Here is a 26,205-nt window from a genome sequence, read left to right on the forward strand (position 1 = left end):
CCTACCGGACGGGGAGGTGGACCGTCACCCCGAGGCCGCCGCCCACGATCGGTTCCGCCGTCACGCTTCCGCCGTGCGCCGCCACCGCCGCCCGCACGATCGACAGCCCCAGCCCGGCACCCGACCGGGCCGTCCGCGCCACCCCGGCCCGGCGGAACGGCTCGAACAACTCGGCCACCGTCGCCGGATCGACCAGGCCACCCGACGACCGCACCCGCAGCGTCGACCACTGCGGCCCCGGCTGCGTCACGACCTCCAGCCAGCCGCCCTCGACGTTGTGGCGGACGCCGTTCTCCAGGAGGTTGCCCGCGATCCGTTCCAGCAGCGCCGGGTCGCCGAACGCGGGTGCCGGCACCACCGCGAACGTCGCCCGGATCCCGCGTTTTTCGGCTTCGAGCCGGACCGCGCGCCAGGCGCGGTCGACGACCACCGCCAGGTCGACCGGCTCGCGGACGCCCAGCCCGGCGCCGTCGGTGCGGGCCAGCAGCAGCAGCGAGTTCACCAGCTGACCGGCGCGTTCGGTGGCGTCACGGACCACCCCGCCCATCCGGCGCAGCTCGGCTTCGTCGGCGTCGTCGTCGGCGAGGGTGACGTCGAGTTCGGTGCGGATCACCGCCAACGGCGTCCGCAGCTCATGGCTCGCGTTGGCGACGAAGTGGCGTTGCGCGTCGAAGGCGGCCTGGAGCCGGTCGAGCATGTCGTCGAACGTCTCCGCCAGCACGGCCAGCTCGTCGCGCGGGCGCACCGCGCCGATCCGCTCCCCCAGCGACTCGACCGACAGCCGCCGCGCGGTGCCGGTGATCTCGCGCAGCGGCAGCAGGACGCGGGAGGTGAAGGTCCAGGCGAGGATCGCCGCGGCCGCCACCACCAGCAGGAACGCGATCGACCCGAACAGCAGCATCCGGTTGCGGGCGTGCACGCGCAGGTGCTCGGCGAGCGTCGAGGCGTCGACCGTGACGCCGTCGACGACCACCGTGCTGCCCGGCGGCATCTGCGGCACGGTGTCGAGCGAGTCCCGCACCAGCGTCCAGGCGAGCCAGAGCAGCAGCAGGCTGACGGCGGCGACCAGCACGGTCGCCAGCAGGGTGATCCGGGCGCGGAGGCTGCGGGTGCCCGGCAGGTTCACGCGCGCTGCGCGCCGGGTTCCGGCACCCGGTACCCCGATCCGACGACCGTCTCGATGATCCCCGGTTCGCCGAGCTTCTTGCGCAGCGTCATGACGGTGACCCGGACGGTCGTGGTGAAGGGGTCGGCGTTCTCGTCCCAGACGCGCTCGAGGAGTTCCTCGCTGCTGACCACGGATCCGGCGGCCTGCAGGAGCACCTCGAGGACGCCGAACTCCTTGCGCGTCAGTTCGACCGGCCCGCTCGCGCGCCGCACGGTCCGCTTGGCCGGGTCCAGCTCGACGTCCCCGGCGGTGAGCAGCGGCGGCGCGGCCGGCGTCGCCCGGCGGCCCAGCGCCCGCACGCGGGCGACCAGCTCGGGGAAGGCGAAGGGCTTGGCGAGGTAGTCGTCGGCGCCGAGGGACAGCCCTTCGACGCGGTCGGACACCGAGCTGCTCGCGGTGAGCATCAGCACCCGGGTGAGCTCCCCGGAGGCGACGATCTCCCGGCACAGCTCGTCCCCGGACATCCCGGGCAGATCCCGGTCCAGCAACACGACGTCATACCGCGTGACGGCGGCCTTCTCGTGCCCATCATCCCCGGTGAGCGCGACGTCCACCGCCATGCCTTCGCGGCGGAGGCCACGGGCGATCGCGTCGGCCAGGGGTTCTTCGTCCTCGACTACCAAAACTCGCACGAGCCCACAATCCCATATTTTCCTGAGAGTGCCCTTTAAGGACTTTGTGTGTCAGGTGTGGCCCAGCGCAGCGCGAACCACAGCCGCATGCGGATCTCGGGGTCCGCCAGGTCCACCGCCAACGCCTTCTCCACCTGCGCGATCCGATGCCGGACGCTGTTGCGGTGCACCCCCAGCTCCGCGGCCGTCGGCTCCCAGGCGCCGTGGTGGGCCAGCCACGTCCGCAGCGTCAGCACCAGCGATCGGTCGCCCGCGCGATCCAGCGCCAGCAATGGCTCCAGTGCCTTCGCAGCGAACCCCCGGGAAGCTCCCGGGTCCAGCAGCGCGTCGAAATCCAGCGGCGAACCTCCGGCCACGACCGGGCGGCCGAGCGCGAGCGCCCGCGCGAGCAGCAGCTCCACTTCCGCCGACGCGGCGGCCACCCGGGCAGCCGGCACCGGCGAGCCCACGGCCGCGAGCCAGCCGGCAGCGCGCAGATCCTCCAGCCGCGGGACCGAGCCGGCGACAGCCACGAACGCGGGCCCGGGCAGCACCGAGACCAACGGCGTGTCCAGCCGCGCGCGCAGCCAGTCCGGGCGTCGGGCCACCTCGTCGGGACCTCGCCGGAACGCCGCGCCCGCGACCAGCCGGACCACTTCCGACCCCAGCAGCGACCGGGCCGCGTCGCCCGGGGACACCCGGCCGAGCAGCAGGCCGGTGGCCGCCGCGCCCAGCTCGGCCGCGTCCGAGCCCGCGCGGCCGACCAGGCCCAGCAGGGCCGCGCCGACGGCGAGGATCGCCCGCTCGGCGCCGTCGAGCCGCCGGGACCGGCCGACGACCACCAGGTGCGACGCCGTGGCCTGCGGGTACACCGGCTGGACGACGACGAACCCGCCGCCGAGCTCGGTGGTCGCGCTCCGGATCCCGCTGCCCGCCCGCACGGTCGCCATCAGCTCCCGCACCTGCGGCGGCAACGGCGTGGGCGCGTCGTGCTCCGCCGCCAGCACGTCGCCGGCGCCGACCAGCGCGACCCAGGACCGCAGCGCCGCCGCCAGCGCCGACGTCAGCTCGCCGAGCCCGCCCCCTGCGGCGCGCGTGAGCGTCTCGCGCGCCGCCGTGATCCGCCGCTGGTCCCGCTGGCCGGCCTCGGTCAACGCCACCGAGACCGCGCGGTTCACCGCCAGGAACGGTGTCCGCGACGGCACCACCAGCAGCGGCAGCGCACGCCGTGCGCACGCCCGGCGCAGGGGTTCCGGCAGGGTCTCGTGCACCGTCGGGGTGAGCCCGAACCCCAGCGCCGTCACGCCGGCGTCGCGCAGCCCGCGCACGTACCGGTCGATCTGCTCCGGCAGGTTGACCCCGGCGGTGAGGATCAGCTCGCCGCCCAGCAGGTAGGGCGCGGGGTCCTGCAGCTCGCTCACGTGCGCCCAGCGCACCGGGGCGTCCAGCGCGCCCGGCCGCAGGGTTTCGGGGACGACGTCGAGCGCGAGCTCCCGGTTGCCGACCACGTCCCGTAACGGGACATTCACCTCCGTGGACAGCGAATCCGTGATCAGGGTCATTCCATCCCCACCGATGTCGACATGGGGATGAATCATCCCATGCCGAGAGGGTGGCGGGCGAACCTACGGTGACCCGAAACGACGTGAGGAGGACACCGTGACCGGCGACTACGCGGTGATCGCGCTGTACATCGCGGGCATGCTCGGGGTCGGCTGGTACGGCCTCCGGCTCGCGAAGACGAAGTCCGACTACCTGGTGGCGGGCCGGCGGCTGGGGTGGTTCATGTACTCCGGCACGATGTCGGCCGTCGTGCTCGGCGGCGCGTCGACCGTCGGCGGCGTCAAGCTCGGCTACACCTACGGCATCTCCGGCATGTGGCTGGTGGTCAGCATCGGCGTCGGCATCCTGGTGCTGCACGCGCTGTTCGCGCGGCGGCTGGTCCGGCTGAAGGTCTACACCGTCGGCGAGATGCTCGACCTGCGTTACGGCGGCCGCACCAGCGCGGTGTCCGGCGTCGTCATGTGGGGCTACACGCTGATGCTGACGGTCACCTCGACGCTGGCCTTCGCGACCATCTTCAAGGTGCTGTTCGACCTGCCGAACTGGGCCGGGATCGCGGTCGGCGGCTCGATCGTCGTCCTCTACTCGGTGCTCGGCGGCATGTGGTCGATCACGCTCACCGACATCGCCCAGTTCGTCATCAAGACCATCGGCATCCTGGCCATCCTGCTGCCGGTCGCGATCACCTCGGCCGGCGGCTTCGACGGGATGAGCGAGAAGCTCGACGCGAGCTTCTTCAGCTTCACCTCGATCGGCACCGACACGATCATCACCTACTTCGTCATCTACACCTTCGGCCTGCTCATCGGCCAGGACATCTGGCAGCGCGTGTTCACCGCCCGCACGCCGGCGATCGCGACGTCCGGCGGCATCACCTCCGGCGTCTACTGCCTGGTCTACGGCCTCGCCGGCGCCTTGATCGGCACCGCGGCCCACGCGCTGTACCCGGACATCGCCAGCGCGCAGGACGCGTTCGCGACGATCGTCGAGCGGCTGCTGCCGACCGGCGTCCGCGGCCTGGTCCTGGCCGCCGCGCTGTCGGCGATGATGTCGACGGCGAGCGGCGCGCTGATCGCCTGCTCCACCACCACGACGTCGGACCTGCTCACCAAGCTGGGCCTGAGGAAGGGCGGCGAAGTCAGCCGCAACCGGATCGCCACGCTGGTGCTCGGCCTGCTGGCCATCGGCATCGCGATGGTCGTCGACGACGTCGTCAACGCGCTCACCATCGCCTACGACATCCTGGTCGGCGGCCTGCTCGTCGCGATCGTCGGCGCGCTGTTCTGGAAGCGCGGCACGCGGCAGGGCGCGTACGCGTCGATGGTGGCCGGCACGCTCTCGGTGATCGCGTTCATGATCATCGACGGCGTGGACGCCAACACCCCGATCTACTGGGGCCTCGGCGCGAGCCTGGTCGTCTACCTCGCGGTCAGCCTCGCCACGCCCCGCACGTCCGAAACCATCCTCTCCGTCTGGACCCGCCGCCTGAGCGGCCAGGAAACCCCCATCGAGAACCGGGAACAGGAGCCCACCAGTGCCTAACATCGGACCCCTCGACTCGTCGCGCGTCCCCCGGTTCGCCGGCTTCGCGACCTTCGCGCGGCTGCCGCGGATCGACCAGGTCGAGCGCGCCGACGTCGCCGTCGTCGGGGTGCCCTTCGACTCCGGGGTGTCCTACCGGCCCGGCGCGCGCTTCGGCCCGGCGGCCGTCCGCGAAGCGAGCCGGCTGCTGCGGCCGTACCACCCGGAGCTGGACGTCTCGCCGTTCGCCGAAAAGCAGGTCGTCGACGCGGGCGACATCGCGGTCAACCCGTTCAACATCGGCGAAGCGATCGAGACGCTGCAGCAGGAAGCCGAAGCACTGCAGGCGGACGGGACGCGGCTGGTGACCGTCGGCGGCGACCACACCATCGCGCTGCCGCTGCTGCGCGCCGCGGCCAAGAAGCACGGACCCGTTGCCCTGCTGCACTTCGACGCGCACCTGGACACCTGGGACACCTACTTCGGCGAGCCGTACACCCACGGCACCCCGTTCCGGCGGGCGTCCGAGGAAGGGATCCTCGACACGAGCGCGCTGTCGCACGTCGGCACCCGCGGCCCGCTGTACGGCAAGCGCGACCTCGAAGAGGACCGCCGGCTGGGCTTCGGCATCGTCACTTCCGGCGACGTGCTGCGCCGCGGCGTCGCCGAGACCGTCGACGCGCTGCGCCAGCGGATCGGCGACCGGCCGCTGTACGTCTCGGTCGACATCGACGTCCTCGACCCGGCCCACGCGCCCGGCACCGGCACGCCGGAAGCGGGCGGGATGACCAGCCGCGAGCTCCTGGAGATCCTGCGCGGGCTGCGCGACCTCAACCTGGTCGGCGCGGACGTCGTCGAGCTGGCCCCGGCCTACGACCACGCCGAGATCACCGCCATCGCGGCCTCGCACGTCGCCTACGACCTGGTGAGCCTGCTGACCTTGGGGAAGGGCGAATGACCCGGATCGGCGGCGACGTCGTCGTCGAAACGCTGCGGGCGCTGGGCGCCGACACGGTGTTCGGCCTGCCCGGCCAGCACGCCCTGGGCCTGTTCGAGGCGCTGCGGCGCGCCGACGACCTGCGCGTGATCAGCGGCCGCGTCGAAAACAACCTCGCCTTCGCCGCCGACGGGCACGCTCGCGCGCGGCTCGCGGCGAACCCCGACGGGCCGGTGCCGGTGACGCCGCTGATCGTTTCGACGGGCCCGGGTGCGTTGCTGACGTTGGCTTCGCTGCAGGAATCCCGGGCGGCGTCGGTGCCGGTGCTCGGCATCTCGAGCCAGATCCCGGTCGCCGGGCTCGGCGGCGGGCGGCACGGCTACCTGCACGAGCTGCCCGACCAGCAGGCCAGCTTCCGTGACGTCGTGAAGTCGGTGCACGTCGTGCGGCGGGCGAGCCAGATCCCGTCGGCGTTGCGCGAGGCGTGGACGTCGGCGGCGACCGCGCCGTACGGCCCGGTGTGGGTCGAGATCCCCCAGGACGTGCTGCTCGGCCCGGCCGGGGTCCCGCCGATCACGTCGGTGTCGGCCGCTCCTCCTCCGCTGGAGCCCCTTCCGGAACTGGTCACCGCCGCCGCGGAGCTGCTGGGTGCGGCGGCGAATCCGGTGATCCTCGCCGGCGGCGGTGCTTTGCGGTCCGGCGCTTCGGCCGAGCTGAAGGCGCTGGCCGAGGCGTTGCGCGCGCCGGTGATCTCGACGTTCGGCGGCAAGGGCGTCTTCGGCTGGGACCACGAACTGTCCGGCCGGTCGTGGCTGGAGGACTGGCACACCACGGAGTTCCTCGCTTCCGCGGACGTCCTGCTCGTGCTCGGCTCGGGGCTGGGCGAGCTGTCCAGCAACTACCGCGAGTTCGCGCCGCGTGGCCGGGTGATCCAGGTCGAAGCCGATCTCGGCAAGCTGGAGTCGAACTACCCCGGCCTCGGCATCCACGCCGATGTCCGCCGCACGCTGCAGGCACTGCTGGAGTGGGTGCCGATGCGGTCGTCCGACGGCCGCGCCGAGAAAGCGGTCTCCGGACTGCTCGCGCGCGTGGAGTCGCGGTTGGCCGGCCAGGACCTGGCCACCGAACGGAAGCTGATCGACGACATCCGCGCGGCACTGCCCGAGGGGACGCAGACGTTCTGGGACATGACGATCGCCGCGTACTGGGCCTGGTCGGCGTGGAACCCCGAGGGCGCGCCGATCCACACGGCGCAGGGCGCGGGCGGGCTGGGCTACGGCCTGCCGGGCGCGCTCGGCGGCGCGGCCGCAGGCGGCCCGGCGCTCGCCGTGTCGGGTGACGGCGGCGCGATGTACGGCATCGCCGAACTGGCGACGGCGGTGCAGCACAACCTCGACGTCACGTGGCTGATCGTCGACGACGGCGGCTACGGCGTGCTGCGCGAGTACCTCACGGACGCGTTCGGCCAGACGACGGCCACCGAGCTGGCCCGCCCCGATTTCGTGGCGCTGGCTTCGTCCTTCGGCGTCCCCGCCCGTCTCTCCTCTTTGGACACCGTGGGCGCGGACCTCGCCGAAGCGCTGCGCACGCCGGGCCCGTCCGTCGTCGTCCTCCCCGCGTTGCTGAAGCTGTTCGCGCCGACCCACCTGGAGCAGGCATGACCCGCACGCTCGACCTGACCGACCCGGCGACCGGCGAGGTGGTCGGCACCAGCGCCGTCGCCTCGCAGTCCGATGTGGACAATGCCCTCGAAGCGGCCGCGCAAGCGTTTGCGACGTGGCGTCGCAGCACCCCGGCCCAGCGGCAGCTCGCCCTGCTGAAGATCGCCGACGCGCTCGAGGCACGGGCGTCGGAGTTCGCCGACCTCGAGGTGCGCGAGACCGGCAAGATCCGGTCGGTGGTGCTGGAAGAAGAGATCCCGGAGTGCGTGAGCGCGCTGCGGTTCTTCGCCGGCGCCGCGCGGCACCTGGAAGGCACCGCGGCCGGCGAATACGCGCCGGGCCACACGTCGGTGATCCGCCGCGAGCCGGTCGGCGTCTGCGCGCAGATCGCGCCGTGGAACTACCCGCTGATGATGGCGGTCTGGAAGATCGCGCCGGCGCTGGCCGCGGGCAACACGGTGGTGCTCAAGCCGGCCGAGACGACGCCGTCGACGGCCGTGCTGCTGGCTCGCGTCGCCGCGGAGTTCCTGCCGACGGGCGCGTTCACCGTGCTGACCGGCGACCGCGACACGGGCCGGGCGCTGGTCAAGCACCCGATCACCGCGCTCGTCTCGATCACCGGGTCGACCCGGGCGGGCATCGACGTCGCCACCGTCGCGGCGGCCGACCTCAAGCGCACGCACCTGGAGCTGGGCGGCAACGCGCCGCTGCTGGTCTTCCCGGACGCCGATGTGGCTTCGGCCACGGAGGGCATCGTGGGCGCCGCGTTCTACAACGCGGGTCAGGACTGCACCGCGGGCAGCCGGGTGCTGGTGCACGCGTCGATCCACGACGACTTCGTCGCTTCGCTCGCGAAGGCCGCTTCAGCACAGACACCGGGCGTCGACTTCGGGCCCTTGAACAGCGCTGCGCAGTTCTCCCGCGTCGAGGGCCTCATATCGCGGCTGCCGTCGCACGCGCGGATCGAGACCGGCGGTACGCGGTTCGGGTCGCAGGGGTTCTACTTCTCCCCCACGGTGATCTCGGGCGTGCGCCAGGACGACGAGATCGTCCAGGAGGAGATCTTCGGGCCGGTCATCACGGTCCAGTCCTTTTCGGACGAAGCCGCCGGTGTCGCACTGGCCAACGGTGTCCCGTATGGACTGGTGTCGTCGGTGTGGACCCGCGACCTCGGCGTCGCCGCGCGGGTGTCGGCCGAGCTGGACTTCGGGTGCGTGTGGGTCAACACGCACGGGCCGCTGGTCGCCGAGATGCCGCACGGCGGGTTCGGCCACTCCGGCCACGGCAAGGACCTTTCGGCGTACGCGTTCGCCGAGTACACGCGCGTCAAGCACGTCATGACGAGGTTCGCATGAGCGACAAGATCACCGAGGTCGAACAGCACGGCATCGCCCCGATCCCGCCGGACGAGCAGACGTCGAGGCCGCGCGACCTGTTCCGGATGGCGTTCGGCGGCGCGAACACGTTCGCCACGATCATCCTGGGCACGTTGCCGATCGCGTACGGCCTGAGCTTCCGCGACGCGGCACTGGCGACGGCGCTCGGCGTGGTCGTCGGCGGCCTGGTCCTGGCGCCGATGGCGTTGTTCGGTCCGCGGACGCGAACGAACAACGCGGTGTCGTCGGGCGCGCACTTCGGCGTGGTCGGCCGGTGCGTCGGCTCGTTCCTGTCGTTGCTGACGGCGATCACGTTCTTCGCGATCTCGGTGTGGGTGAGCGGCGACGCGGTGGCCGGCGCGGCGCAGCGGCTGTTCGGCTTCGACGGCGGCGCGGTGCTGCGCGGCGTCGCGTACGGCGTGATCGCGATCGCGACGCTGGTGGTCTGCATCTACGGCTACCGGTTCATGCTGCTGGTGAACCGGGTGGCGGTGGTCCTGGGCACGGCGATCATGCTGCTGGGAATCCTGGCCTACGGCGGCACGTTCGACCCGGGTTACGGGGGAACGGGAACGTACGCACTGGGCACGTTCTGGCCGACGTTCACCTTGGCGGCGCTGACGGCGTTGGCGAACCCGATTTCGTTCGGCGCGTTCCTCGGCGACTGGGCGCGGTACATCCCTTCTTCGTTCAGCAAGCGCTCTCTCCTGGCGGCGCCGTTCCTGGCCCAGGTGGCGACGTTGCTGCCGTTCGGTTTCGGCATAGCGACGGCAACGCTGGTGGCGGACCCGGCCGACTACATCACGGGCCTGACGGCGATTTCCCCGCTGTGGTACGCGATCCCGCTGATCGTGGTGGCGCTGATCGGCGGCCTGTCGACGGGCACGACATCGCTGTACGGGACGGGGCTGGACTTCAGTTCGATCTTCCCGAGGCTGTCCCGGGTGCAGGCGACGCTGCTGATCGGGACACTGAGCGTGGCGTTCATCTTCGTGGGCAATTTCGTGCTGGACATGGTGTCGAGCATCAACGCGTTCGCGACGCTGATCGTGCTGTGCACGTCGCCCTGGATGGTGATCATGATGATCGGCTTCGTCCAGCGCCGGGGTTTCTACGACGTCGACGACCTGCAGGTGTTCAACGAAGGGCGCCGCGGTGGCCGGTATTGGTTCGCCCGAGGGGTGAACTGGCGAGCGATGGCGGCGTGGATCCCGGCGACGACTTTGGGGTTGTTGTGCGCGAACACGCCGATGATCGCGGGACCGTTGCGGGACGTGGCGGGTGGCGTGGACATCAGCCTGCTGGTGACTTTGGCGACCGCGGCGGTGGCTTATCCGGTGCTAGTGAAGCTGTTCCCGGAACCGCCGGAGGTCTTCGCCTCGGCTCCGGTGCCGGTCACCGCCGCACTCCCCGCCGAGGCCTGACCACCGCCACACCCGAACCCCGCGGGGGCGCCCCCCGTTTTCCACTCTACCGGTGGGCACCGACAATTTCGGCACCCGAGATCCCGGCGCCGGCCCAGTGCGGGCCCCAAGCGCCCCAAGGCGGCCTTCGGTGCGTCAGACGCACCCAAGGCCGCCTTGGGGCGCTCTGGTCTAGCTGCGGTTGGCGTCCTTCTTCTCCGGCGCCGACGCCTCCGAAGACCCCAGGCGGGAAGCCCACTCCGTCACCCGGCGGGCCACGTCCTGGGCCGTCAAGCCGATCCGGCCCAGTACCTCGTCGCGGCTGCCCAGGTCGTGGAATGCCTGCGGGACCGCCAGATCACGCAGCGGCACGTCGCACTCGGCGTCGCGGAACATGGCCGCCAGTGCCGAGCCGAAGCCTCCGTGGCGGCCGCTGTCCTCCACCGTCACCACCAGCTTGTGCTGCGATGCCAGCGCCACCAGCTCGGCCGGAACCGGAAGCACCCACCGCGGATCGACGACGGTCACCCCGATCCCCTGGTCGGCAAGCCGGTCCGCGGCCGCAAGACCCAGCGTCGCGAACGGACCCACAGTCACCAGCAGGACGTCCGCACCCTCGGTCGGGCGGCGCAGCACGTCGACCGTGCCGATCCGCTCCACCGCCGTCACGTCCGTGCCGACCTTGCCCTTCGAGAAGCGCAGCGCCGTCGGGCCGTCGGACACCGCCACTGCCTCGCGCAGTTCCTCGCGCAGCGTCGCCGGGTCGCGCGGGGCCGCCACGCGCATGCCCGGGACCATGCCCAGCAGCGACAGGTCCCACATGCCGTGGTGGCTCGGGCCGTCCGGCCCGGTGATGCCGGCCCGGTCCAGCACCAGCGTCACCGGCTGGCGGTGCAGCGCCACGTCCATCAGCACCTGGTCGAACGCGCGGTTCAGGAACGTCGAGTAGATCGCGACCACCGGGTGCAGCCCGCCCATCGCGAGCCCGGCCGCCGACGTCACCGCGTGCTGCTCGGCGATGCCGACGTCGTACCAGCGGTCCGGGAACGCCTCGGCGAACTTGTCGAGCCCGGTCGAGCGCAGCATCGCCGCCGTGATCGCGACGACGTCCTCGCGCTCGGCGCCGATCTTCGCCAGCTCGTCGCCGAACACGCCGGTCCAGCTCGGGCCCTTCACCGGCGGCAGGCCGGTCTCCGGGTCGATCGGGTCGGTCTGGTGCATCTGGTCGTGCTCGTTGTTGACCGCGGGCGCGTAGCCGTGGCCCTTCTCGGTCACCACGTGCACGATCACCGCGCCGCCGAACGCCTTCGCGCTCTGCAGCGCCTTCTCCAGCGCCACCTGGTCGTGCCCGTCGACCGGGCCGAGGTACTTCAGGCCGAGGTCGGAGAACATCGCCTGCGGGCTCAGCGCGTCCTTCAGCCCGGCCTTCGCGGCGTGCAGCGCGGCGTAGATCGGCTTGCCGACGACCGGGGTGTGCTTGAGGATCTCGCGGCCGCCGTCGAGCAGGCGCTCGTAGCCCGGCTGCAGGCGCAGCGCGGCGAGGTGGTCGGCGAGGCCGCCGATGGTCGGCGAGTACGAGCGGCCGTTGTCGTTGATGACGATGACGACCGGGCGCTCGCGGTGCGCGGCGATGTTGTTGAGCGCTTCCCAGCACATGCCGCCGGTGAGCGCGCCGTCGCCGACGACGGCGATCGCGTGCCGCCCGGCACCGTCCAGGGCGAACGCCTTCGCCAGCCCGTCCACATAGGACAGACCGGACGACGCGTGGCTGCTTTCGACCCAGTCGTGCTCACTCTCCGCGCGCGACGGGTAACCCGTGACACCGCCGGTCTGCCGCAGCCGATCGAAGCCCTCCGCGCGGCCGGTGACGATCTTGTGGACGTAGGCCTGGTGCCCGACGTCCCAGACGATCGCGTCGCGCGGCGAGTCGAACACGCGGTGCAGCGCCAGCGTGAGCTCGACGACGCCGAGGTTCGGTCCCAGGTGGCCGCCGGCGCGGCGGACCTTGTCGACGAGGAAGTCCCGGATCTCGGCAGCCAGTTCGCCGAGGTCCTCGACACTCATGCGCTTCAGGTCCGCCGGTCCGTCCAAGGACTCCAGCAACGTCACTCGTCTCCACCTCACTTGATCGGCACGCCCCGCGTCCGGCCCAGTCTACGGAGACCCGCCAGGGTGGTTCCGCCCGCCGCGTCCGGCGTCACAGGCGGAGCGCGACCAGGCGTCATCACGCGGGGTGAACCTCGTCTCCGTCCGTCGCTGTGGCAGTCACGCCGCGTGGCCACGAGAATGGGGGCATGGCGGACTTCTTCATCGGCGGCGACTGGGTGGACGCGATCGACGGCGGGCGCCGGGAGATCCGCTGCCCGGCCGACGGCTCTCCGGTCGCGACGGTCGCCGAAGGCACCGCCAAGGACACCGAGGCCGCCATCGCGGCGGCCCGCCGGGCGTTCGACAATGGACCGTGGCCCGGCACCCCCGCCCACCTGCGCGGCGACCTGCTGCTGCGCACCGCGGACCTGCTGGACCGCGACGCGGAGGCGTTCGCCCGCGCGGAGTCGCTCGACACCGGCAAGCGGCTGGTCGAGAGCCGCTACGACATGGCCGACATCGCCGCGTGCCTGCGCTACTTCGGCAAGCTCGCGGCCCAGGACGCCGGACGCGTCGTCGACACCGGCAACCCGGACGCCATCAGCCGGATCGTGCACGAACCGGTCGGCGTCTGCGGGCTGATCACGCCGTGGAACTACCCGCTGCTGCAGACCGTGTGGAAGATCGCGCCGGCGCTGGCCGCGGGCAACACGTTCGTGCTCAAGCCCAGCGAGCTGACGCCGCACACCGCGATCCTGTTCATGAAGCTGCTCACCGAGGCGGGCCTGCCGCCCGGCGTCGCCAACCTCGTGCTCGGCGCGGGTGCCGAGGCCGGCGCGCCGCTGGCGTCCCACCCGGACGTCGACCTCGTGTCGTTCACCGGCGGGCTGGCGACCGGCCGGGTGATCGCCGCCGCGGCCGCCGCGACGGTCAAGAAAGTGGCCCTGGAGCTGGGCGGGAAGAACCCGAACGTGGTGTTCGCCGACGCCGATTTCGAGACGGCCGTCGACTACGCGCTGACGGCGGTGTTCCTGCACTCGGGCCAGGTGTGCTCGGCGGGCACGCGGCTGATCGTGCAACGCGAGTGGCACGACGACTTCGTCGCCGAGCTGGTGCGCCGGGCCGAGCGGATCCGCCTGGGCGGCCCGTTCGACCCCCAGGCGGAGACCGGGCCGCTGATCTCGGCGGCCCACCGGGAGAAGGTCGAGGCGTACGTGGCGGCGGCGCTGGCCGAAGGCGCGGTGCTGCGGACCGGCGGGCGACGGCCCGACGACCCGGCGCTGGCCGACGGCTTCTACTACCTTCCGACCATCCTGGACCAGGTCAAGCAGGGGACGTCGGCGGTGGTCGAGGAGTCCTTCGGGCCGGTGCTGACGGTCGAGACGTTCACGGACGAGGACGACGCCGTCCGGATCGCCAACGACACGCACTACGGCCTGGCCGGGGCGGTGTTCACGCAGGACGCGTCCCGGGCGCAGCGGGTCGCCGGGCGGCTGCGCCACGGGACGGTCTGGATCAACGACTTCCACCCGTACCTGCCGCAGGCCGAGTGGGGCGGGTACAAGCAGTCCGGCTTCGGCCGCGAGCTGGGGCCGACGGGCCTGGGCGAGTACACCGAGGTCAAGCACATCTACCAGAACCTCCGGCCGGCACCGCAGCGCTGGTTCGCCGGCTGAGCGGTCCTCCGATCGGGATCCCCCGAACGGCCCAGCGCGGAAAAGGTGATCGGAAAGCCGTTTCCGGCGAATTATGCTGCGTGCGTGACGCGTGCTTGGCGGGTTCCACGGGCGGTGGCGGCGGGGGTCGCCGGCCTCGGGGTGATCGCCGGGTTGACCCTGCGCACGGCGGACTACCCGGGGATGCTGCCCCCGGGCACGCCGGACCCCGAACTGGACCTGGGCCTGCGCCTGGTCTGCGCGGCGGCGGTCCTGATCACGGGCACGCTCGCGTACCTGACGGCCGCTCGCCGCCAGGACGAGCCCCTCGCGATGGCGTGCCTGCCGGGGCTGGTGGTGACCGGCGTGGTCCTGCGCCACCTGGTGGTGACGCTGCCGGGCGTGACCCGCATCCAGCCGGCGGCGCGCGTGGTGCCGGGCGCCGGGGCATGGGTGCTGCTGGTGTCGGGCATCGCGATGACGGCCGCCGGTCTGGCGGCGGCGTTCGCGGTGCGCCGGGCAAGCTGACGCCGGCCCTGCACGGCCGCGAACGGCGGGCGCCCGCCGTTCGCGGCCGCGGTGGGCCGTCGGGCTGCGGCCACGGCTGGCGGCAGCCGCGGCAGGCTGCGGCAGCAGTGGGTTTCGGGCGCAGCAGGCTGCGGCCACGGCGGGGCTGCAGCTGCGGCAGGCTGCAGGCTGCGGCCGCCATGGGTTGCAGCCACGGCGGATTGCGGCCACGACAGGCTGCAGCCACGGCGGATTGCGGCCACGACAGGCTGCGGCTGCGGTGGATTGCAGCCACGGCGGATTGCAGCCACGGAAGGCTACGGCCGCGGCAGGCGACAGTGCTTGGGCCGCGCGATGCTGCGGCCGCGGCACAGCGCAGCCGCAGTGAGTTCTCCAGCCGCCGTGATCCTTCGTCCGCCTCCCTCGTCAGGCGCTCACCGCCTTCCGGCCCAGGAACGCCGCCAGCCGGTCCGCCGCCGTGGCGCCCTCCGGAGCGTCCACCTCCGGCCCGAACGGCCCGCCCGGCTGCCGCGGCGTGTCACCGAACCGCGCCCGCCACTGCGCCAGCGCCCGCGACGCCAGTTCCGGCAGCAGATCCGTCGAAGCACCCGTCGCGTCGGCGATGTCCCAGCCGTGGACGACGTACTCGTTGACCCGCATGTGCACCAGGAACACCCCCGGCACTTCGCCGAGCGGAGTCGTCACCTTCCGCTCGGACAACCCGGGCGACGCCAGCACCGACCGGGCCGCCGCCACCGACGCCGCGAACGCCTCGACCGGCGCGGCACCCAGGTAGTCGCCGTCCGGGACCGGTGGGCCCATCCCCGCCCAGAACGCCACTTTCGCGTTGCCGTGCGCCAGGTGGTTCACCACCGCGCGCACGTCCCAGTCCGCGCACGCCGTGGGCGCGTCCCAAGCCGAGATGCCGGAAACCAGGCCGGTCACCGTGGAAGCCGCGAGGTCGAATTCGTCGAGCGGAGTCATGCGAGCAGTGTGCCGACCACCACCGACAAAAACTCAGGACAGCAGCGCCACGCACTCCACGTGGTGGGTCATCGGGAAGGCGTCGAACGCCCGCAGATCGGTCAGCGAGTACCCGTGCGTACCGAAGAACGCCAGGTCACGGGCCAGGGCCGCCGGGTCGCACGCCACGTAGACGACTCGATCGGGTGAACCCGCGACGATCGACTCCACCACCGCCTTGCCCGCGCCCTTGCGCGGCGGGTCCAGCACCACGACGTCGACCGGCTTCGCCGCCGACGCCAGCACGTGCTCGACGCGCCCGGCCTGCCAGGACACCTGGGGCAGGTCCGCCAGGTTCTTCTCGCCGTCGGTCACCGCGCGCCGCCCGGACTCGACCGCCAGCACCCGGCCCGCCGAGCCGACCTGCGCAGCCAGTACCGACGCGAACAGCCCGACGCCCGCGTAGAGGTCCCAGGCCGTGCCGCCGGCCGGGGCCTCGGCCCACTCCCCCACGACCGCCGCCAGCGTGGGCGCCGCGTCCGGGTGGACCTGCCAGAAACCGTGCGCGTCGAGGTGCCAGTCGCGGTCCGCGGCGTGCTGCACCGCCACCCCGCCGGCGAGCTGCCGCGCCCGGACCTTGCCGCGCGCGGTCGACAGCTCCCGCACGTGCACGGCGCCGTCGCCGTCGCTGGTGACCTCCAGCTCGCTGCCCGGCCGCCAGCGCCGCGCCAGGACGTCGTCGAGCGCGCCGGGCACGGCGATCGGGCAGTCGTCCAGGGGCACCACGCGGTGGCTGTGGTGCGCGCGCAGCCCCGCGCGCCCCTCCCGGTCGGCGACCAGCCGCACGCGGCTGCGCCAGTCCAGCGGCCCGCCCTTGAGGGCTTCGACGACGACCTCGCGTTCGATGCCGGCCAGCCGCTGCAGCTGCTCCGCCACCACCGCCGCCTTCAGCGAACGCTGGTAGCCGGGGTCGGCGTGCTGCCAGTCGCAGCCGCCGCACCCGCCGGGCACCGCGAGCGGGCACGGCGGCTCGACGCGGAACTCCGAGGCCGAGAGCACCTCGACGGCGTCGCCGCGGCAGAACGACCCGCCGTTGTCCTCGGTCACCTCGACGCGGACGCGCTCGCCCGGCAGCGCGTGCCGGACGAACACGACGCGGCCTTCGGCGCGGGCGACGCAGTGGCCGCCGTGCGCCACCGCGCCGACCTCCACCTCGAGGACCCGGCCCAGCCAGCTCGTCATTCGGCGGGCTCCTTGGGCTTCGGCGCCGCGGCCGGCTTGCCGTTGGGCGAGAAGCCGCGGCGGACGTCGCCGGCCGCGGGCCGCTCGGTCCGGACGCGCGCGGCCGCCTTGGCCGACGACTCGAGCTGCCACGGCACGCTCGCCACGATCACCCCGGACTGGAACAGCAGCCGGCCCTTGAGCCGCAGCGCGCTCTGGTTGTGCAGCACCTGCTCCCACCAGTGCCCGACCACGTACTCCGGGATGAACACCGTGACGACGTTGCGCGGGTTGTCGCCGCGCACCCGCTTCACGTAGTCGAGGACCGGCTTCGTGATCTCGCGGTAGGGCGACTCGACGACCTTCAGCGGCACCTTGAAGTTGTGCGCGTCCCATTCGGCGGTGAGCCGGCGGGTGTCCGCGTCGTCCACGTTGACCGTCACGGCCTCGAGGACGTCCGGGCGCATCGCCTTGGCGTAGGCCAGCGCGCGCAGCGTCGGCCGGTGCAGTTTGGACACCAGCACGATCGCGTGGTTGCGCGACGGCAGCACGGTCGGGGTGTCGCCGAGCTCCTTCAGCTCGTCGGCGACGCGGTCGTAGTGGCGCCGGATCGCCGTCATCAACGCGAAGATGGCCACCATCGCGGCGATCGCGATCCACGCGCCGAGCAGGAACTTGGTGATCAGCACGATCACCAGGACGGTCGCGGTCATGGTCAGGCCGATGGCGTTGACCGTCTGCGAGCGCCGCATCCGCCGCCGCTTCGCGGGGTCGGTTTCCTTGGCCAGCAACCGGTTCCAGTGCCGGATCATGCCGGCCTGGCTCACCGTGAACGACACGAACACGCCCACGATGTAGAGCTGGATGAGCCGGGTGACCTCGGCGTCGAACGCGATGATCAGGACCAGCGCGAACGCCGCCAGGAACAGGATCCCGTTGGAGAACGCGAGCCGGTCGCCGCGGGTGTGCAGCTGCCGCGGCAGGTAGCGGTCCTGCGCGAGGATCGAGCCCAGCACCGGGAAGCCGTTGAACGCGGTGTTCGCGGCCAGCAGCAGGATGATGCCGGTGGAGAAGGAGATGTAGTAGAACGCCGGCGGGAAGTCGGCGAACACGGCGTGCGCGATCTGCGCGACGATCGTCTTCTGCTCGTAGCCCGCGGGCGCGCCGGCGAGCTGGCGTGCCGGGTCCTCGGCGAACTTGACGTCGGTGATCGACGCGAGCGTGATGATGCCGACCAGCATGGTGACCGCGAGCAGGCCCATCATCAGCAGCGTCGTCGCCGCGTTCTTCGACTTGGGCTTCTGGAACGCCGGGACGCCGTTGCTGATCGCCTCGACCCCGGTCAGCGCCGCCGCGCCGGAGGAGAACGCCCGCAGCACCAGGAACGCGTACGCGACGCCCGCGAAGGTCCCCTCGGCGTTCAGCGTGAAGCCGGCGCTCTCGGCCTTCATCTCGGTGCCGGTGGCCGCCTGGACCAGGCCCCACGCGACCATGACCAGAATGCCCAGGATGAACCCGTACGTCGGGATCGCGAAGGCCTTCCCCGACTCCCGGATGCCGCGCAGGTTCAGCGACGTCAGCACGACCACGATGACGATCGAGGCCAGCACCTTGTGCTGCGCCACCCACGGCACCGCGGACCCGATGTTGGCCACACCGGACGAAGTGGACACCGCGACGGTCAGCACGTAGTCGACGAGCAGCGCGCTCGCCACGGTCAGCCCGAACTTGCCGCCCAGGTTGGTGTTGGCGACCTCGTAGTCGCCGCCGCCGCTCGGGTAGGCGTGCACGTTCTGCCGGTAGGACGCGACGACGACGAGCATGACCAGGGCGACCATGACGCCGATCCACGGCGCCAGCGCGTACGCCGAGAGACCCGCCACGCTCAGTGTCAGGAAGATCTCTTCGGGTGCATACGCCACGCTCGAGAGCGCGTCGGACGCGAAAATCGGCAGCGCGATGCGCTTGGGCAAGAGCGTGTGAGCGAGCCTGTCACTGCGGAACGGACGTCCGAGGACCAGGCGTTTCAGCACGGTCGGGAACTTCGACACCACGGAAGCGTAACCGTCGGGGTGCACGGTAGGTTCGGCGCTGGCATGTCGGGGTAGCAACGGACGGGTAACCGCCGAACGAGGAGGCAGGGCGTGCACGTGGTGATCATGGGGTGCGGCCGGGTAGGCGCGTCCCTGGCCGCTGCGCTGGAGCGGCTCGGCCACGAGGTGGCCGTCATCGACAAGAGCCAGCAGGCGTTCCGCCGGCTGGGCAGCGACTTCCACGGCCAGCAGGTCGTCGGCGTCGGGTTCGACCGCAAGGTGCTGATCGAAGCGGGGATCGAGCGGGCCGGCGCGTTCGCGGCGGTGTCCAGCGGCGACAATTCGAACATCATCTCGGCGCGGGTCGCGCGCGAGAACTTCAACATCGAGCACGTCGTCGCGCGGATCTACGACCACAAGCGCGCGGCCGTGTACGAGCGGCTGGGCATCCCGACGGTGGCGACGGTCCCGTGGACCACCGACCGGTTCCTGCGGACGCTGCTGCCGGACGGCGTGGCGTCGGCGTGGCGGGACCCGTCGGGCAACGTCGCGCTGCTGCAGCTGCCGCTGCACGAGGGCTGGGTCGGGCACTCGGTGAAGTCCCTGCAGGAGGCGTCCGGCGCGCGGGTGGCGTTCATCATGCGCTTCGGCACCCCGGTGCTGCCCGACAACAAGACCGTGGTCCAGGACGGCGACGACGTGTGGGTCGCCGCGCGCTCCGGCACCGTCAGCGACGTGACCAGCGTGGCCAACCGCGAACCGGAGGACGAGGCATGAGGGTCGCGATCGCCGGGGCGGGCGCGGTGGGGCGCTCCATCGCCAACGAGCTCATCGACGGCCGGCACCAGGTGATGCTCATCGAGCGGGAGGCCGACCAGTTCGAGCCGCACACCGTCGAGCAGGCCGACTGGGTGCTCGGGGACGCGTGCGAGGTGTCGATCCTGGAGGAGTCCGGCATCGAGCAGTGCGACGTGGTGATCGCCGCGACGGGCGACGACAAGGCGAACCTGGTCGTCTCGCTGCTGGCGAAGACGGAGTTCGCGGTCCGGCGCGTGGTGGCCCGGGTCAACAACCCGGCGAACGAGTGGCTGTTCACCGACGCGTGGGGCGTCGACGTGGCGGTCTCGACCCCGCGGATGCTGGCGGCGATGGTCGAGGAGGCGGTCAGCGTCGGCGACCTGGTCCGGTTGATGACGTTCCGGCAGAGCAACGCGAACCTGGTCGAGTTGACGTTGCCGGCGGAGACGCCGCTGGCCGGTAAGCCGGTGAGCGAGTTGACGTTGCCCCGGGACGCCGCTTTGGTGACGATCCTGCGGGGGGATCGGGTGATCGTGCCGCAGCCGGAGGATCCGCTCGAGCCGGGGGACGAGCTTTTGTTCGTCGCGACCGCGGATGTGGAGCCGGAGATTCGGACGGCTTTGGGGTACTGAGTTTGCGGCTTTTGGAGGCCCTCGGCTGGTGTGCCGGGGGCCTTCTCCGTGTCTGGTGGGGTCGCGAATGACGGCTTCGGGACCTCTGGCGCCGGTGATGGGCCGTTCGCTGGGTCGCCGGAACTGTCGGTGGCTGCCGGTAACGTGGAAACCGGGGGCGCCCCTACGCGCGCGGGTTGTCCCGCTTCGGGAGCCGTGACGTGCTGGCCCGGCGGGCCTGAACGACATGAATGAGTCATTCACGTCGTCGGACGAGGTCAAAGAGTCATTCACAGCATCGGAGCGCGCCTGCACCGGTCCGGTCGCCGACCGGAAGGTCTTGAATGAGTCATTCAGGTCGTCGGAGGTCCTGAATGACTCATTCAAGACAGCCGAGCGGGGCGGAACTCTGGCTTCGGAGCCTCGCCGAGATGCCCTGGACGGCCCCGTTCACGGCGCCGGGCGGCCGGCTTCGGGAGCCGTGACGTGCTGCCCGGCGGGCCTGAACGACATGAATGAGTCATTCATGTCGTCGGACGAGGTCAAAGAGTCATTCACGGCGTCTGAGCGCGCCCGCACCCACCCGACCGCCGGCCGGAAGGTCTTGAATGAGTCATTCAGGTCTTCAGAGGTCCTGAATGACTCATTCAAGACAGCGGAGCGAAGCGGAACTCCGGCTTCGGAGCCTCGCCGAGATGACATGAACGACCCGTTCAGGTCGTCGGTGGCCGGCCCGCGACCGGGGTCAGGCCTCGGGAGCCGCGTACTTCTCGCGCAGCCGGGCTTCGATCTCGGCGTCCGTCTCCGGCTTCGGCGCGGTCTCCTCCTGCGCCTTCAGCCGCTTGTCCGACCGCCGCACCGCCCACACCACCACCAGCAGCCCCAGCGCGTACAGCGGGTAGCCCATCGCGATCTTCGCGAACGCCAGCCAGCCGGTGTAGTCCTCCTGGTACAGCCACCGCTGCACCACGAACCGCGCGGCGAACACGAGCGCCAAAGCCAGCGTCGCGATGTCGTAGCCGTAGCGGGACGGCTTGTCCTTGCGCCACGCCTGGCCGGTGCCGTTCAGCACGTTCCACACCACGCCCGCGATCGGCCACCGCACCACCACCGACAGCACGAAGATGCCGCAATAGACCAAGCTCGCGTAGATCCCGAAGAGGAAGAACCCCTTCGCCGACCCCGTCCGGTACGCGATGAACGCCGCGATCGCGACGCCGAAGAACCCGGAGATCGCCGGCTGGAGGGGCTCCTTGCGGACCACCCGCAGCACGGTGATCGCCACCGCGCTGCCGACCGACGTCCAGATGGCCGCGGTCAGCCCGAAGAACGCGTTGGCCAGCACGAACACGATCACCGGCACCGAGGAGTAGATCAGGCCGGACACGCCGCCCATCTGCTCGAGCAGGGTCGGCTGCGGTTCGTCGCCGGAGTCGGTCTTCTTCTCGCTCGGGGCGGGTTCAGTCACGATGGGTGATCAACTCACTGGGCTCTGGAGCTCGTAATAGGGGTTGTACAGCACCTTCTGGCCGTCACGCTCGGCCATCCGGCCGCGCACCTTGATCGTCCGGCCAGGCTCGATGCCCGGAATCCGGCGGCGGCCGAGCCAGATTAGCGTCACGCCCTGTGTTCCGTCGAACAGCTCCGCCTCCAGCGTGGCGGCCTCGTTCGTCGGGCAGAGCTCCACGCTGCGGAGTCTCCCCATCACGGTGACCTCTTCGCCGGAACGGCAGTCGCAGGCCCGCTGCGCGCCCTCGGCGCCGGACCTCATGGACATCTCGTCGGCGTCGAGCTCGTCGACGTCGCTGGTCAGCTTGCGTACCAGCCGGCTGAAGTAGCCGCCGTCTTTGGCGGACATAGGTGCTCCTGTGCTCCGGGGCCCCCGACAAACTGCTTGCGGCCCGTGCGATTCCAGCGTACTGCGGTCCCCGCCAGGGAAACGCCTTTGCGCAAAGATCGCAACGTGACGTCCGCAATCAGAGTTCCCGCCGCGGTGCTGCTGCCCGGCACCGGCTCGGACGAGGTGTTCGTCCGGGCCGTCTTCGGCGGGCCGCTGCGCGCCCTCGGTGTCCCGCTCATCGCGCCACCGCCGCCACCCGGCGCGGCCCTCGCCGACGGCTACCTGGCCACCCTCGACGCGCTCGCGGACGAACACGGCGAACTGCTCGTAGGCGGCATTTCGTTCGGCGCCCACCTCGCCGCGGAGTGGGCGGTCGCCAACCCGGGGCGTTGCGGGGGCCTGCTGGCCGCCCTCCCGGCCTGGAACGGCGTCCCGGGCTCAGCACCCGCATCGCTCGCCGCAACGCTGTCCGCCGATCTGGTGGCCGGCTCCGGGGTCGACGTCGCGCTGGCGCAGACCGCGGGCAGCCCGGACTGGCTGCGGGCCGAACTCGACCGGGCGTGGCGCCGGCACGGCGCCGGCTTGGCCGACGGCCTGCGCGTCGCGGCGGGCCGGCCCTCCCCCACCCTCGGCGAACTCGCGGCGCTCGACGTCCCGGCCGGCATCGGCACGTGCACCGACGACCCGATCCACCCGACGAAAGTCGCATCGGAGTGGGCTCGCGCACTCCCCCGCGCCGTCCTCGGCGAGACGACGCTCACAGCGCTGGGCGCCGACCGCGAATCCCTCGGCCGCGCGACCGTCCTCGCCTTTCTGAGGGCCCTGGAAACGCACTGAGGGGCACCCGCGCGACCGCGCAGGTGCCCCTCACGGGACGTGCTCAGCCCTGTTGCTGCTGGGCCGCGATGTGCTCGGCGACCGCGTCGGGCAGCGTGATGGTGAGCGGGGTCCGGACCGGCATCGGCGCGTCGCCGCGGTCGACGATCGTGCGCCGCACGATCCCCCGCAGCACCTCGACCGCCGCCGCGGCCTCCGACTGCGGCCCGGCGATGACGCCGCGCAGCATCCAGCGCGGCCGGTCGACGCCGACGAAGCGCAGCGCGACGTCGCCGACGATGGCCGAGATCTCCAGGCCCCACACGCCGCGGCCGATGTTGACCTTCGCGCCGTCGGCCCGCAGCTGCTCGGCCAGCTCGGTGCTGACCTCGCGCCACAGCCCGCCCGAGCGCGGCGCGGCGTAGGCGCTGACCGTGATCTGGCCCTGCTCGGTGACGACGTGCACGGCGCGCACGCCCTGCGTCTCGGGGTCCATCTCGACCTGCACCTGGGAACCGTCCGGCACCGGCACCTTCACCGAGCCGAGGTCGATCCGCGGGACGCCGTCGTCCTCGAAGTCCGCGACGTCGAACGGGCCGTCGGAGACGTCCGAAAGCTCCGAGTCCTCGTCGTACGCCTCGTCCTCGATCGTGTCGTCGGCCTCGGGCGCGGCGTGCCGTCCGGCGGACCCGCCCTCGGTCCGCCGCTTGCGTCCGAAAATCCCCACTACTTCTCCGTTCCTTCCCCCGTGCCGGCGCTCGCGGCGAGCGCCGGTGCTCCCAGTGTGGCGTGTCCACCCGTGGAGCCGTAGCCTCCGTCGCCCCGCTCGGTCGTGTCGAGCTCGGCGACCTCGACGAACACCGCGTGCTCGACCCGCTGCACGACCAGCTGGGCGATGCGGTCGCCGCGCGCGAGCTCCACCGGGTGCCGCGGGTCGTGGTTGATCAGGCAGACCTTGATCTCCCCGCGGTAGCCCGCGTCGATCGTGCCCGGCGTGTTGACCACCGAGAGGCCGACCCGGGCGGCCAGGCCCGACCTGGGGTGGACGAAGCCCGCGTACCCGGGCGGGAGGGCGATGGCGACGCCGGTGCCGACGACGCCGCGTTCCCCGGGTTTCAGCACGATATCCGAGGTCGTGACGAGATCGGCGCCCGCGTCGCCCGGCCGGGCGTAGGCGGGCAGCGGGACATCCGGGTCGAGCCGGGAGAGGAGTACCTGAACGCTGGACACGGGCGGCGAGATTACTCTCTACCCGTGGGTGAATCTGCGAAGACGGCCGCGAGTGCCGCGGTCCGGCACTCCGAGCGGCTCTACGTCCCGTGGTGGGGCTGGCCGCTGCCGGTGCTGGGCGCGATCCTGCTCGCGGCCGAGGTCGACATGGGCTACCCGGGTGTCCGGGCGTGGCTGCCGTACGTGATCGCGCTGCCGGTCGTCGTCGGGCTGATGCTGTCGCTCGGCCGGTCCAAGGTCCGCGTCACCGGCGGTGACGAGCCGGAGCTGTGGGTCGGCGACGCGCACCTGCCGCTGCGGTACGCCGGCGAGGTCGAGATCTTCGACAAGGAGGCCAAGCGCAAGGCGCTGGGCCGCGACGGCGACCCCGCGGCCTACGTGCTGCACCGCGGCTGGGTGGGCCCGGTCGTGCGGATCCGGCTGACCGACCCGGCCGACCCGACGCCCTACTGGCTGTTCAGCACCCGCCACCCCGAGCGCGTCGCCGAGCTGGTCAAGGGCGCCTGACCCAAGCTCTGCCCCTCAGGACATGGGAAGGGGGCCGGCCTGCCGGCCGGCCCCCTTGTCCCCAGCGCGCTTCGAGCCTCCCCCTGGTGCCCTCGAGGCTCTCCGTCGCGTCTGTTCGTCCCCTGAACCCCTGTCCGAGATCCCGCGCGATCAGGCGCAGTCGCGGCAGATCAGGCGTCCGCCGTTGTCCTCGGCCAGCCGGCTGCGGTGGTGCACCAGGAAGCACACGGAGCAGGTGAACTCGTCCGCCTGCTTCGGCACCACCTTCACGGTCATGTCCTCACCGGAAAGCCCGGAGAGGTCGGCACCCGGCAGCTCGAAGTTCTCGGCGGTCGCGTCCTCGTCGACGTCGACGACGCCGGACTGGTTCTCGTTCCGCCGGGCCTTGAGCTCCTCCAACGAGTCTTCGGCCAGCTCGTCGGCTTCGCTGCGGCGCGGAGCGTCGTAGTCGGTAGCCATGTGTCCCTCACCCCTGCGATCAGCTTGTGTAGTCGTTTTCCCGGACCCCCGGGTGCGCCCGTGAGTCCGCCGTGCCGCTGGTCAACGTTCCAGGGCCCTCGTTTGTGCCCGACGGCCGAAGTGACCGAGGTCTCTTCTTTATGGGCCTCTTCCTGCGGCCGGAGCCCGGGAAGGGTAGCTCACGCCCGCGACGGTTCTGCAACGAGTCAGACATTGCCGGGGATTCGTCACCCGACAGGGGGAACCCGCAGGTAAGACGCGGTGTCGTCCATTCGGGTTGCCCGGGGGTGGAGAACTTCACCGCCGGCCCGTGTCCGCTTGCCCCGGCCGGCCCCGCCGTGGTGCGATCGCCGGACGGGGATCGGCCGCGGGCGGGGCACGCGGCGACGGGCGGGCACGGGCAATTCCGGCGGGGTGACCCGGGACGGTGCGCGCCGGCCGCAGCGCCTAGGCTGAGCGGCCACGACGGTGCCGGGTTCGCACCGGCCGGGTTCGGTGTTCGGGAAGGGACGGGCAGGTGGCGTCGGGGAACGGCATCGGGGACCGTGGGACGCGGCCGTATCGCAAGCACAAGCCGCTGCCGGCGCTGATCGTCATCGGCGTGCTCGCGCTCGGCGCGATCATCGTCTGGATCAACGCGGCGGTCGGCAAGGGCGACGTCGACGAGGCCGTGAAGTGCGACCCGCCCGCGAGCCCGCCGCCGGGGGTCACGTTCAGCTCGCTGCCCCACACCGCTCTCGACGACCGCGCGCCGGTGCCGCCGGACAAGGTCGCGGTGAAGGTGCTCAACGCGTCCAGCACGCGCGGCCAGGGCGGCATCGCCACCACCGCGCTCAAGGAGCTGGGGTTCACCGGAGCGGGTGAACCGGCGAACGACCCGGCGTACGAGGGCCGCGTGGCCAAGTGCCGCGGCCAGATCCGCTTCGGCGAGAACGGCAGCGCGGCGGCCCGGACGCTCAGCCTGGTCGTGCCGTGCGCCGAGCTGGTCCAGGACAACCGCAAGGACGCGAGCGTCGACCTGGTCACGGGCTCGCTGTTCGGCGACATCCGGCCGCGCGAGGAGGCGCGCCAGGTCCTCACCCAGCTCGCCGACTGGTCGAAGGCCCACCAGGGCGGCGGCTCGAACGAGCAGTCCGCGGGCGGGCAGGCCCCGGTCATCGACCAGACCCTGCTGGCGTCCGCCCGCGACGTCGCCTGCTGAGCGGCGCGACGTCGCCGGGTGAGCCGGTCCCTCGCG

The 26,205-nt window shown here is 71.9% G+C and carries 24 protein-coding genes; 12 read left to right on the forward strand and 12 right to left on the reverse strand.

Annotated elements, in window-relative coordinates; all coding sequences use genetic code 11:
• Window position 1 precedes the first annotated feature (1 nt).
• Genes ACERZO_RS29880 through ACERZO_RS29890 form a run of 3 tightly spaced genes read right to left on the reverse strand, consistent with a single transcriptional unit; the run spans window position 2 to window position 3,341 of the window.
• On the reverse strand, window positions 2-1,126 hold the full coding sequence (locus ACERZO_RS29880) for a sensor histidine kinase (RefSeq protein WP_372668139.1): 1,125 nt from the start codon (window positions 1,124-1,126) through the stop codon (window positions 2-4).
• Window positions 1,123-1,800, reverse strand: coding sequence for a response regulator transcription factor (locus ACERZO_RS29885; RefSeq protein ID WP_372668141.1), 678 nt, complete (start codon window positions 1,798-1,800; stop codon window positions 1,123-1,125). Before ACERZO_RS29885 ends, ACERZO_RS29880 begins: the two co-directional genes overlap by 4 nt.
• Window positions 1,801-1,835: 35 nt before the next feature.
• Window positions 1,836-3,341: a PucR family transcriptional regulator gene (locus ACERZO_RS29890; protein WP_372668143.1), complete on the reverse strand. Its 1,506-nt coding sequence runs from the start codon at window positions 3,339-3,341 to the stop codon at window positions 1,836-1,838.
• A 97-nt stretch (window positions 3,342-3,438) separates the two neighbouring features.
• Between ACERZO_RS29890 and ACERZO_RS29895 the strand changes: the two genes are divergently transcribed.
• The 5 genes from ACERZO_RS29895 to ACERZO_RS29915 are packed head-to-tail and all read left to right on the forward strand — an operon-like array spanning window position 3,439 to window position 10,261.
• Window positions 3,439-4,884 carry a sodium:solute symporter gene (locus ACERZO_RS29895; protein WP_372668145.1) on the forward strand — a complete coding sequence of 482 codons (1,446 nt, stop codon included), beginning with the start codon at window positions 3,439-3,441 and terminating at the stop codon, window positions 4,882-4,884.
• Window positions 4,877-5,821 (forward strand): agmatinase, encoded by a 945-nt coding sequence (speB, locus tag ACERZO_RS29900; protein ID WP_372668147.1) that lies wholly within the window; start codon window positions 4,877-4,879, stop codon window positions 5,819-5,821. The genes ACERZO_RS29895 and speB overlap by 8 nt, the downstream gene beginning before the upstream one ends.
• Complete coding sequence (locus tag ACERZO_RS29905; RefSeq protein WP_372668149.1) at window positions 5,818-7,461, forward strand: thiamine pyrophosphate-binding protein; 1,644 nt, start codon at window positions 5,818-5,820, stop codon at window positions 7,459-7,461. Before speB ends, ACERZO_RS29905 begins: the two co-directional genes overlap by 4 nt.
• Window positions 7,458-8,816 (forward strand): aminobutyraldehyde dehydrogenase, encoded by a 1,359-nt coding sequence (locus ACERZO_RS29910; protein ID WP_372668151.1) that lies wholly within the window; start codon window positions 7,458-7,460, stop codon window positions 8,814-8,816. The genes ACERZO_RS29905 and ACERZO_RS29910 overlap by 4 nt, the downstream gene beginning before the upstream one ends.
• Entirely contained in the window at window positions 8,813-10,261 is a 1,449-nt protein-coding gene (locus ACERZO_RS29915; RefSeq protein WP_372668153.1) for a purine-cytosine permease family protein, read from the forward strand. Before ACERZO_RS29910 ends, ACERZO_RS29915 begins: the two co-directional genes overlap by 4 nt.
• 171 nt (window positions 10,262-10,432) lie before the next feature.
• Here ACERZO_RS29915 and dxs read toward each other — a convergent pair whose 3' ends face one another.
• The gene (gene dxs / locus ACERZO_RS29920) at window positions 10,433-12,349 is read right to left on the reverse strand and encodes a 1-deoxy-D-xylulose-5-phosphate synthase (RefSeq protein ID WP_372668155.1); all 1,917 of its coding nucleotides are present in this window, start codon (window positions 12,347-12,349) and stop codon (window positions 10,433-10,435) included.
• Window positions 12,350-12,534: 185 nt separating this feature from the next.
• Here dxs and ACERZO_RS29925 point away from each other — a divergent pair, with 185 nt between their 5' ends.
• Both ACERZO_RS29925 and ACERZO_RS29930 read left to right on the forward strand, forming a co-directional pair.
• Window positions 12,535-14,004: an aldehyde dehydrogenase family protein gene (locus ACERZO_RS29925; protein WP_372668157.1), complete on the forward strand. Its 1,470-nt coding sequence runs from the start codon at window positions 12,535-12,537 to the stop codon at window positions 14,002-14,004.
• A gap of 84 nt (window positions 14,005-14,088) precedes the next feature.
• A complete protein-coding gene (locus ACERZO_RS29930; RefSeq protein ID WP_372668158.1) occupies window positions 14,089-14,511 on the forward strand; it encodes a hypothetical protein in 423 nt (140 codons plus the stop codon).
• A gap of 405 nt (window positions 14,512-14,916) precedes the next feature.
• On the opposite strand, the gene ACERZO_RS29935 is transcribed toward ACERZO_RS29930, so the two are convergent.
• Genes ACERZO_RS29935 through ACERZO_RS29945 form a run of 3 tightly spaced genes read right to left on the reverse strand, consistent with a single transcriptional unit; the run spans window position 14,917 to window position 18,725 of the window.
• Window positions 14,917-15,474 carry a TIGR03086 family metal-binding protein gene (locus ACERZO_RS29935; protein ID WP_372668160.1) on the reverse strand — a complete coding sequence of 186 codons (558 nt, stop codon included), beginning with the start codon at window positions 15,472-15,474 and terminating at the stop codon, window positions 14,917-14,919.
• 33 nt (window positions 15,475-15,507) lie between these two features.
• Window positions 15,508-16,695 carry a class I SAM-dependent RNA methyltransferase gene (locus ACERZO_RS29940; RefSeq protein ID WP_372668162.1) on the reverse strand — a complete coding sequence of 396 codons (1,188 nt, stop codon included), beginning with the start codon at window positions 16,693-16,695 and terminating at the stop codon, window positions 15,508-15,510.
• Complete coding sequence (locus ACERZO_RS29945) at window positions 16,692-18,725, reverse strand: APC family permease (protein WP_372668164.1); 2,034 nt, start codon at window positions 18,723-18,725, stop codon at window positions 16,692-16,694. The genes ACERZO_RS29940 and ACERZO_RS29945 overlap by 4 nt, the downstream gene beginning before the upstream one ends.
• A gap of 93 nt (window positions 18,726-18,818) precedes the next feature.
• Here ACERZO_RS29945 and ACERZO_RS29950 point away from each other — a divergent pair, with 93 nt between their 5' ends.
• Together ACERZO_RS29950 and ACERZO_RS29955 are read left to right on the forward strand one after the other, a co-directional pair.
• Window positions 18,819-19,484 carry a potassium channel family protein gene (locus ACERZO_RS29950; RefSeq protein ID WP_372668166.1) on the forward strand — a complete coding sequence of 222 codons (666 nt, stop codon included), beginning with the start codon at window positions 18,819-18,821 and terminating at the stop codon, window positions 19,482-19,484.
• Complete coding sequence (locus ACERZO_RS29955; RefSeq protein WP_372668168.1) at window positions 19,481-20,137, forward strand: potassium channel family protein; 657 nt, start codon at window positions 19,481-19,483, stop codon at window positions 20,135-20,137. Before ACERZO_RS29950 ends, ACERZO_RS29955 begins: the two co-directional genes overlap by 4 nt.
• A 724-nt stretch (window positions 20,138-20,861) precedes the next feature.
• Here ACERZO_RS29955 and ACERZO_RS29960 read toward each other — a convergent pair.
• Together ACERZO_RS29960 and ACERZO_RS29965 are read right to left on the reverse strand one after the other, a co-directional pair.
• Entirely contained in the window at window positions 20,862-21,584 is a 723-nt protein-coding gene (locus tag ACERZO_RS29960; protein ID WP_372668170.1) for a DUF3159 domain-containing protein, read from the reverse strand.
• Between the two features lie 9 nt (window positions 21,585-21,593).
• A complete protein-coding gene (locus ACERZO_RS29965; RefSeq protein ID WP_072480405.1) occupies window positions 21,594-21,974 on the reverse strand; it encodes an OB-fold nucleic acid binding domain-containing protein in 381 nt (126 codons plus the stop codon).
• A gap of 135 nt (window positions 21,975-22,109) precedes the next feature.
• On the opposite strand from ACERZO_RS29965, the gene ACERZO_RS29970 reads away from it, so the two are divergent.
• A complete protein-coding gene (locus tag ACERZO_RS29970; protein ID WP_372668972.1) occupies window positions 22,110-22,793 on the forward strand; it encodes an alpha/beta fold hydrolase in 684 nt (227 codons plus the stop codon).
• A 43-nt stretch (window positions 22,794-22,836) separates the two neighbouring features.
• Here ACERZO_RS29970 and ACERZO_RS29975 read toward each other — a convergent pair whose 3' ends face one another.
• Window positions 22,837-23,499 carry a DUF3710 domain-containing protein gene (locus tag ACERZO_RS29975; protein ID WP_372668172.1) on the reverse strand — a complete coding sequence of 221 codons (663 nt, stop codon included), beginning with the start codon at window positions 23,497-23,499 and terminating at the stop codon, window positions 22,837-22,839.
• Window positions 23,499-24,002, reverse strand: a complete 504-nt coding sequence (gene dut, locus ACERZO_RS29980) for a dUTP diphosphatase (protein ID WP_372668174.1) — start codon at window positions 24,000-24,002, stop codon at window positions 23,499-23,501. Before dut ends, ACERZO_RS29975 begins: the two co-directional genes overlap by 1 nt.
• A 24-nt stretch (window positions 24,003-24,026) precedes the next feature.
• Between dut and ACERZO_RS29985 the strand changes: the two genes are divergently transcribed.
• Window positions 24,027-24,509 carry a DUF3093 domain-containing protein gene (locus tag ACERZO_RS29985; RefSeq protein ID WP_364446236.1) on the forward strand — a complete coding sequence of 161 codons (483 nt, stop codon included), beginning with the start codon at window positions 24,027-24,029 and terminating at the stop codon, window positions 24,507-24,509.
• A 150-nt stretch (window positions 24,510-24,659) separates the two neighbouring features.
• On the opposite strand, the gene ACERZO_RS29990 is transcribed toward ACERZO_RS29985, so the two are convergent.
• Complete coding sequence (locus ACERZO_RS29990) at window positions 24,660-24,968, reverse strand: DUF4193 domain-containing protein (protein ID WP_013224476.1); 309 nt, start codon at window positions 24,966-24,968, stop codon at window positions 24,660-24,662.
• A gap of 517 nt (window positions 24,969-25,485) precedes the next feature.
• On the opposite strand from ACERZO_RS29990, the gene cei reads away from it, so the two are divergent.
• A complete protein-coding gene (gene cei, locus ACERZO_RS29995) occupies window positions 25,486-26,169 on the forward strand; it encodes an envelope integrity protein Cei (protein WP_372668176.1) in 684 nt (227 codons plus the stop codon).
• Window positions 26,170-26,205: the final 36 nt, after the last annotated feature.

This window comes from Amycolatopsis kentuckyensis (genome assembly GCF_041679295.1).
Lineage (GTDB): Bacteria > Actinomycetota > Actinomycetes > Mycobacteriales > Pseudonocardiaceae > Amycolatopsis > Amycolatopsis kentuckyensis_A.

Excerpts from the sequence above, each read along its gene's own strand:
- ACERZO_RS29910 (WP_372668151.1), top strand. The coding sequence starts at position 7,458 with ATGACCCGCACGCTCGACCTGACCGACCCGGCGACCGGCGAGGTGGTC.
- ACERZO_RS29935 (WP_372668160.1), bottom strand. The coding sequence starts at position 15,474 with ATGACTCCGCTCGACGAATTCGACCTCGCGGCTTCCACGGTGACCGGC.
- ACERZO_RS29940 (WP_372668162.1), bottom strand. The coding sequence starts at position 16,695 with ATGACGAGCTGGCTGGGCCGGGTCCTCGAGGTGGAGGTCGGCGCGGTG.
- ACERZO_RS29915 (WP_372668153.1), top strand. The coding sequence starts at position 8,813 with ATGAGCGACAAGATCACCGAGGTCGAACAGCACGGCATCGCCCCGATC.
- ACERZO_RS29925 (WP_372668157.1), top strand. The coding sequence starts at position 12,535 with ATGGCGGACTTCTTCATCGGCGGCGACTGGGTGGACGCGATCGACGGC.
- ACERZO_RS29990 (WP_013224476.1), bottom strand. The coding sequence starts at position 24,968 with ATGGCTACCGACTACGACGCTCCGCGCCGCAGCGAAGCCGACGAGCTG.
- ACERZO_RS29965 (WP_072480405.1), bottom strand. The coding sequence starts at position 21,974 with ATGTCCGCCAAAGACGGCGGCTACTTCAGCCGGCTGGTACGCAAGCTG.
- ACERZO_RS29905 (WP_372668149.1), top strand. The coding sequence starts at position 5,818 with ATGACCCGGATCGGCGGCGACGTCGTCGTCGAAACGCTGCGGGCGCTG.
- ACERZO_RS29955 (WP_372668168.1), top strand. The coding sequence starts at position 19,481 with ATGAGGGTCGCGATCGCCGGGGCGGGCGCGGTGGGGCGCTCCATCGCC.
- ACERZO_RS29890 (WP_372668143.1), bottom strand. The coding sequence starts at position 3,341 with ATGACCCTGATCACGGATTCGCTGTCCACGGAGGTGAATGTCCCGTTA.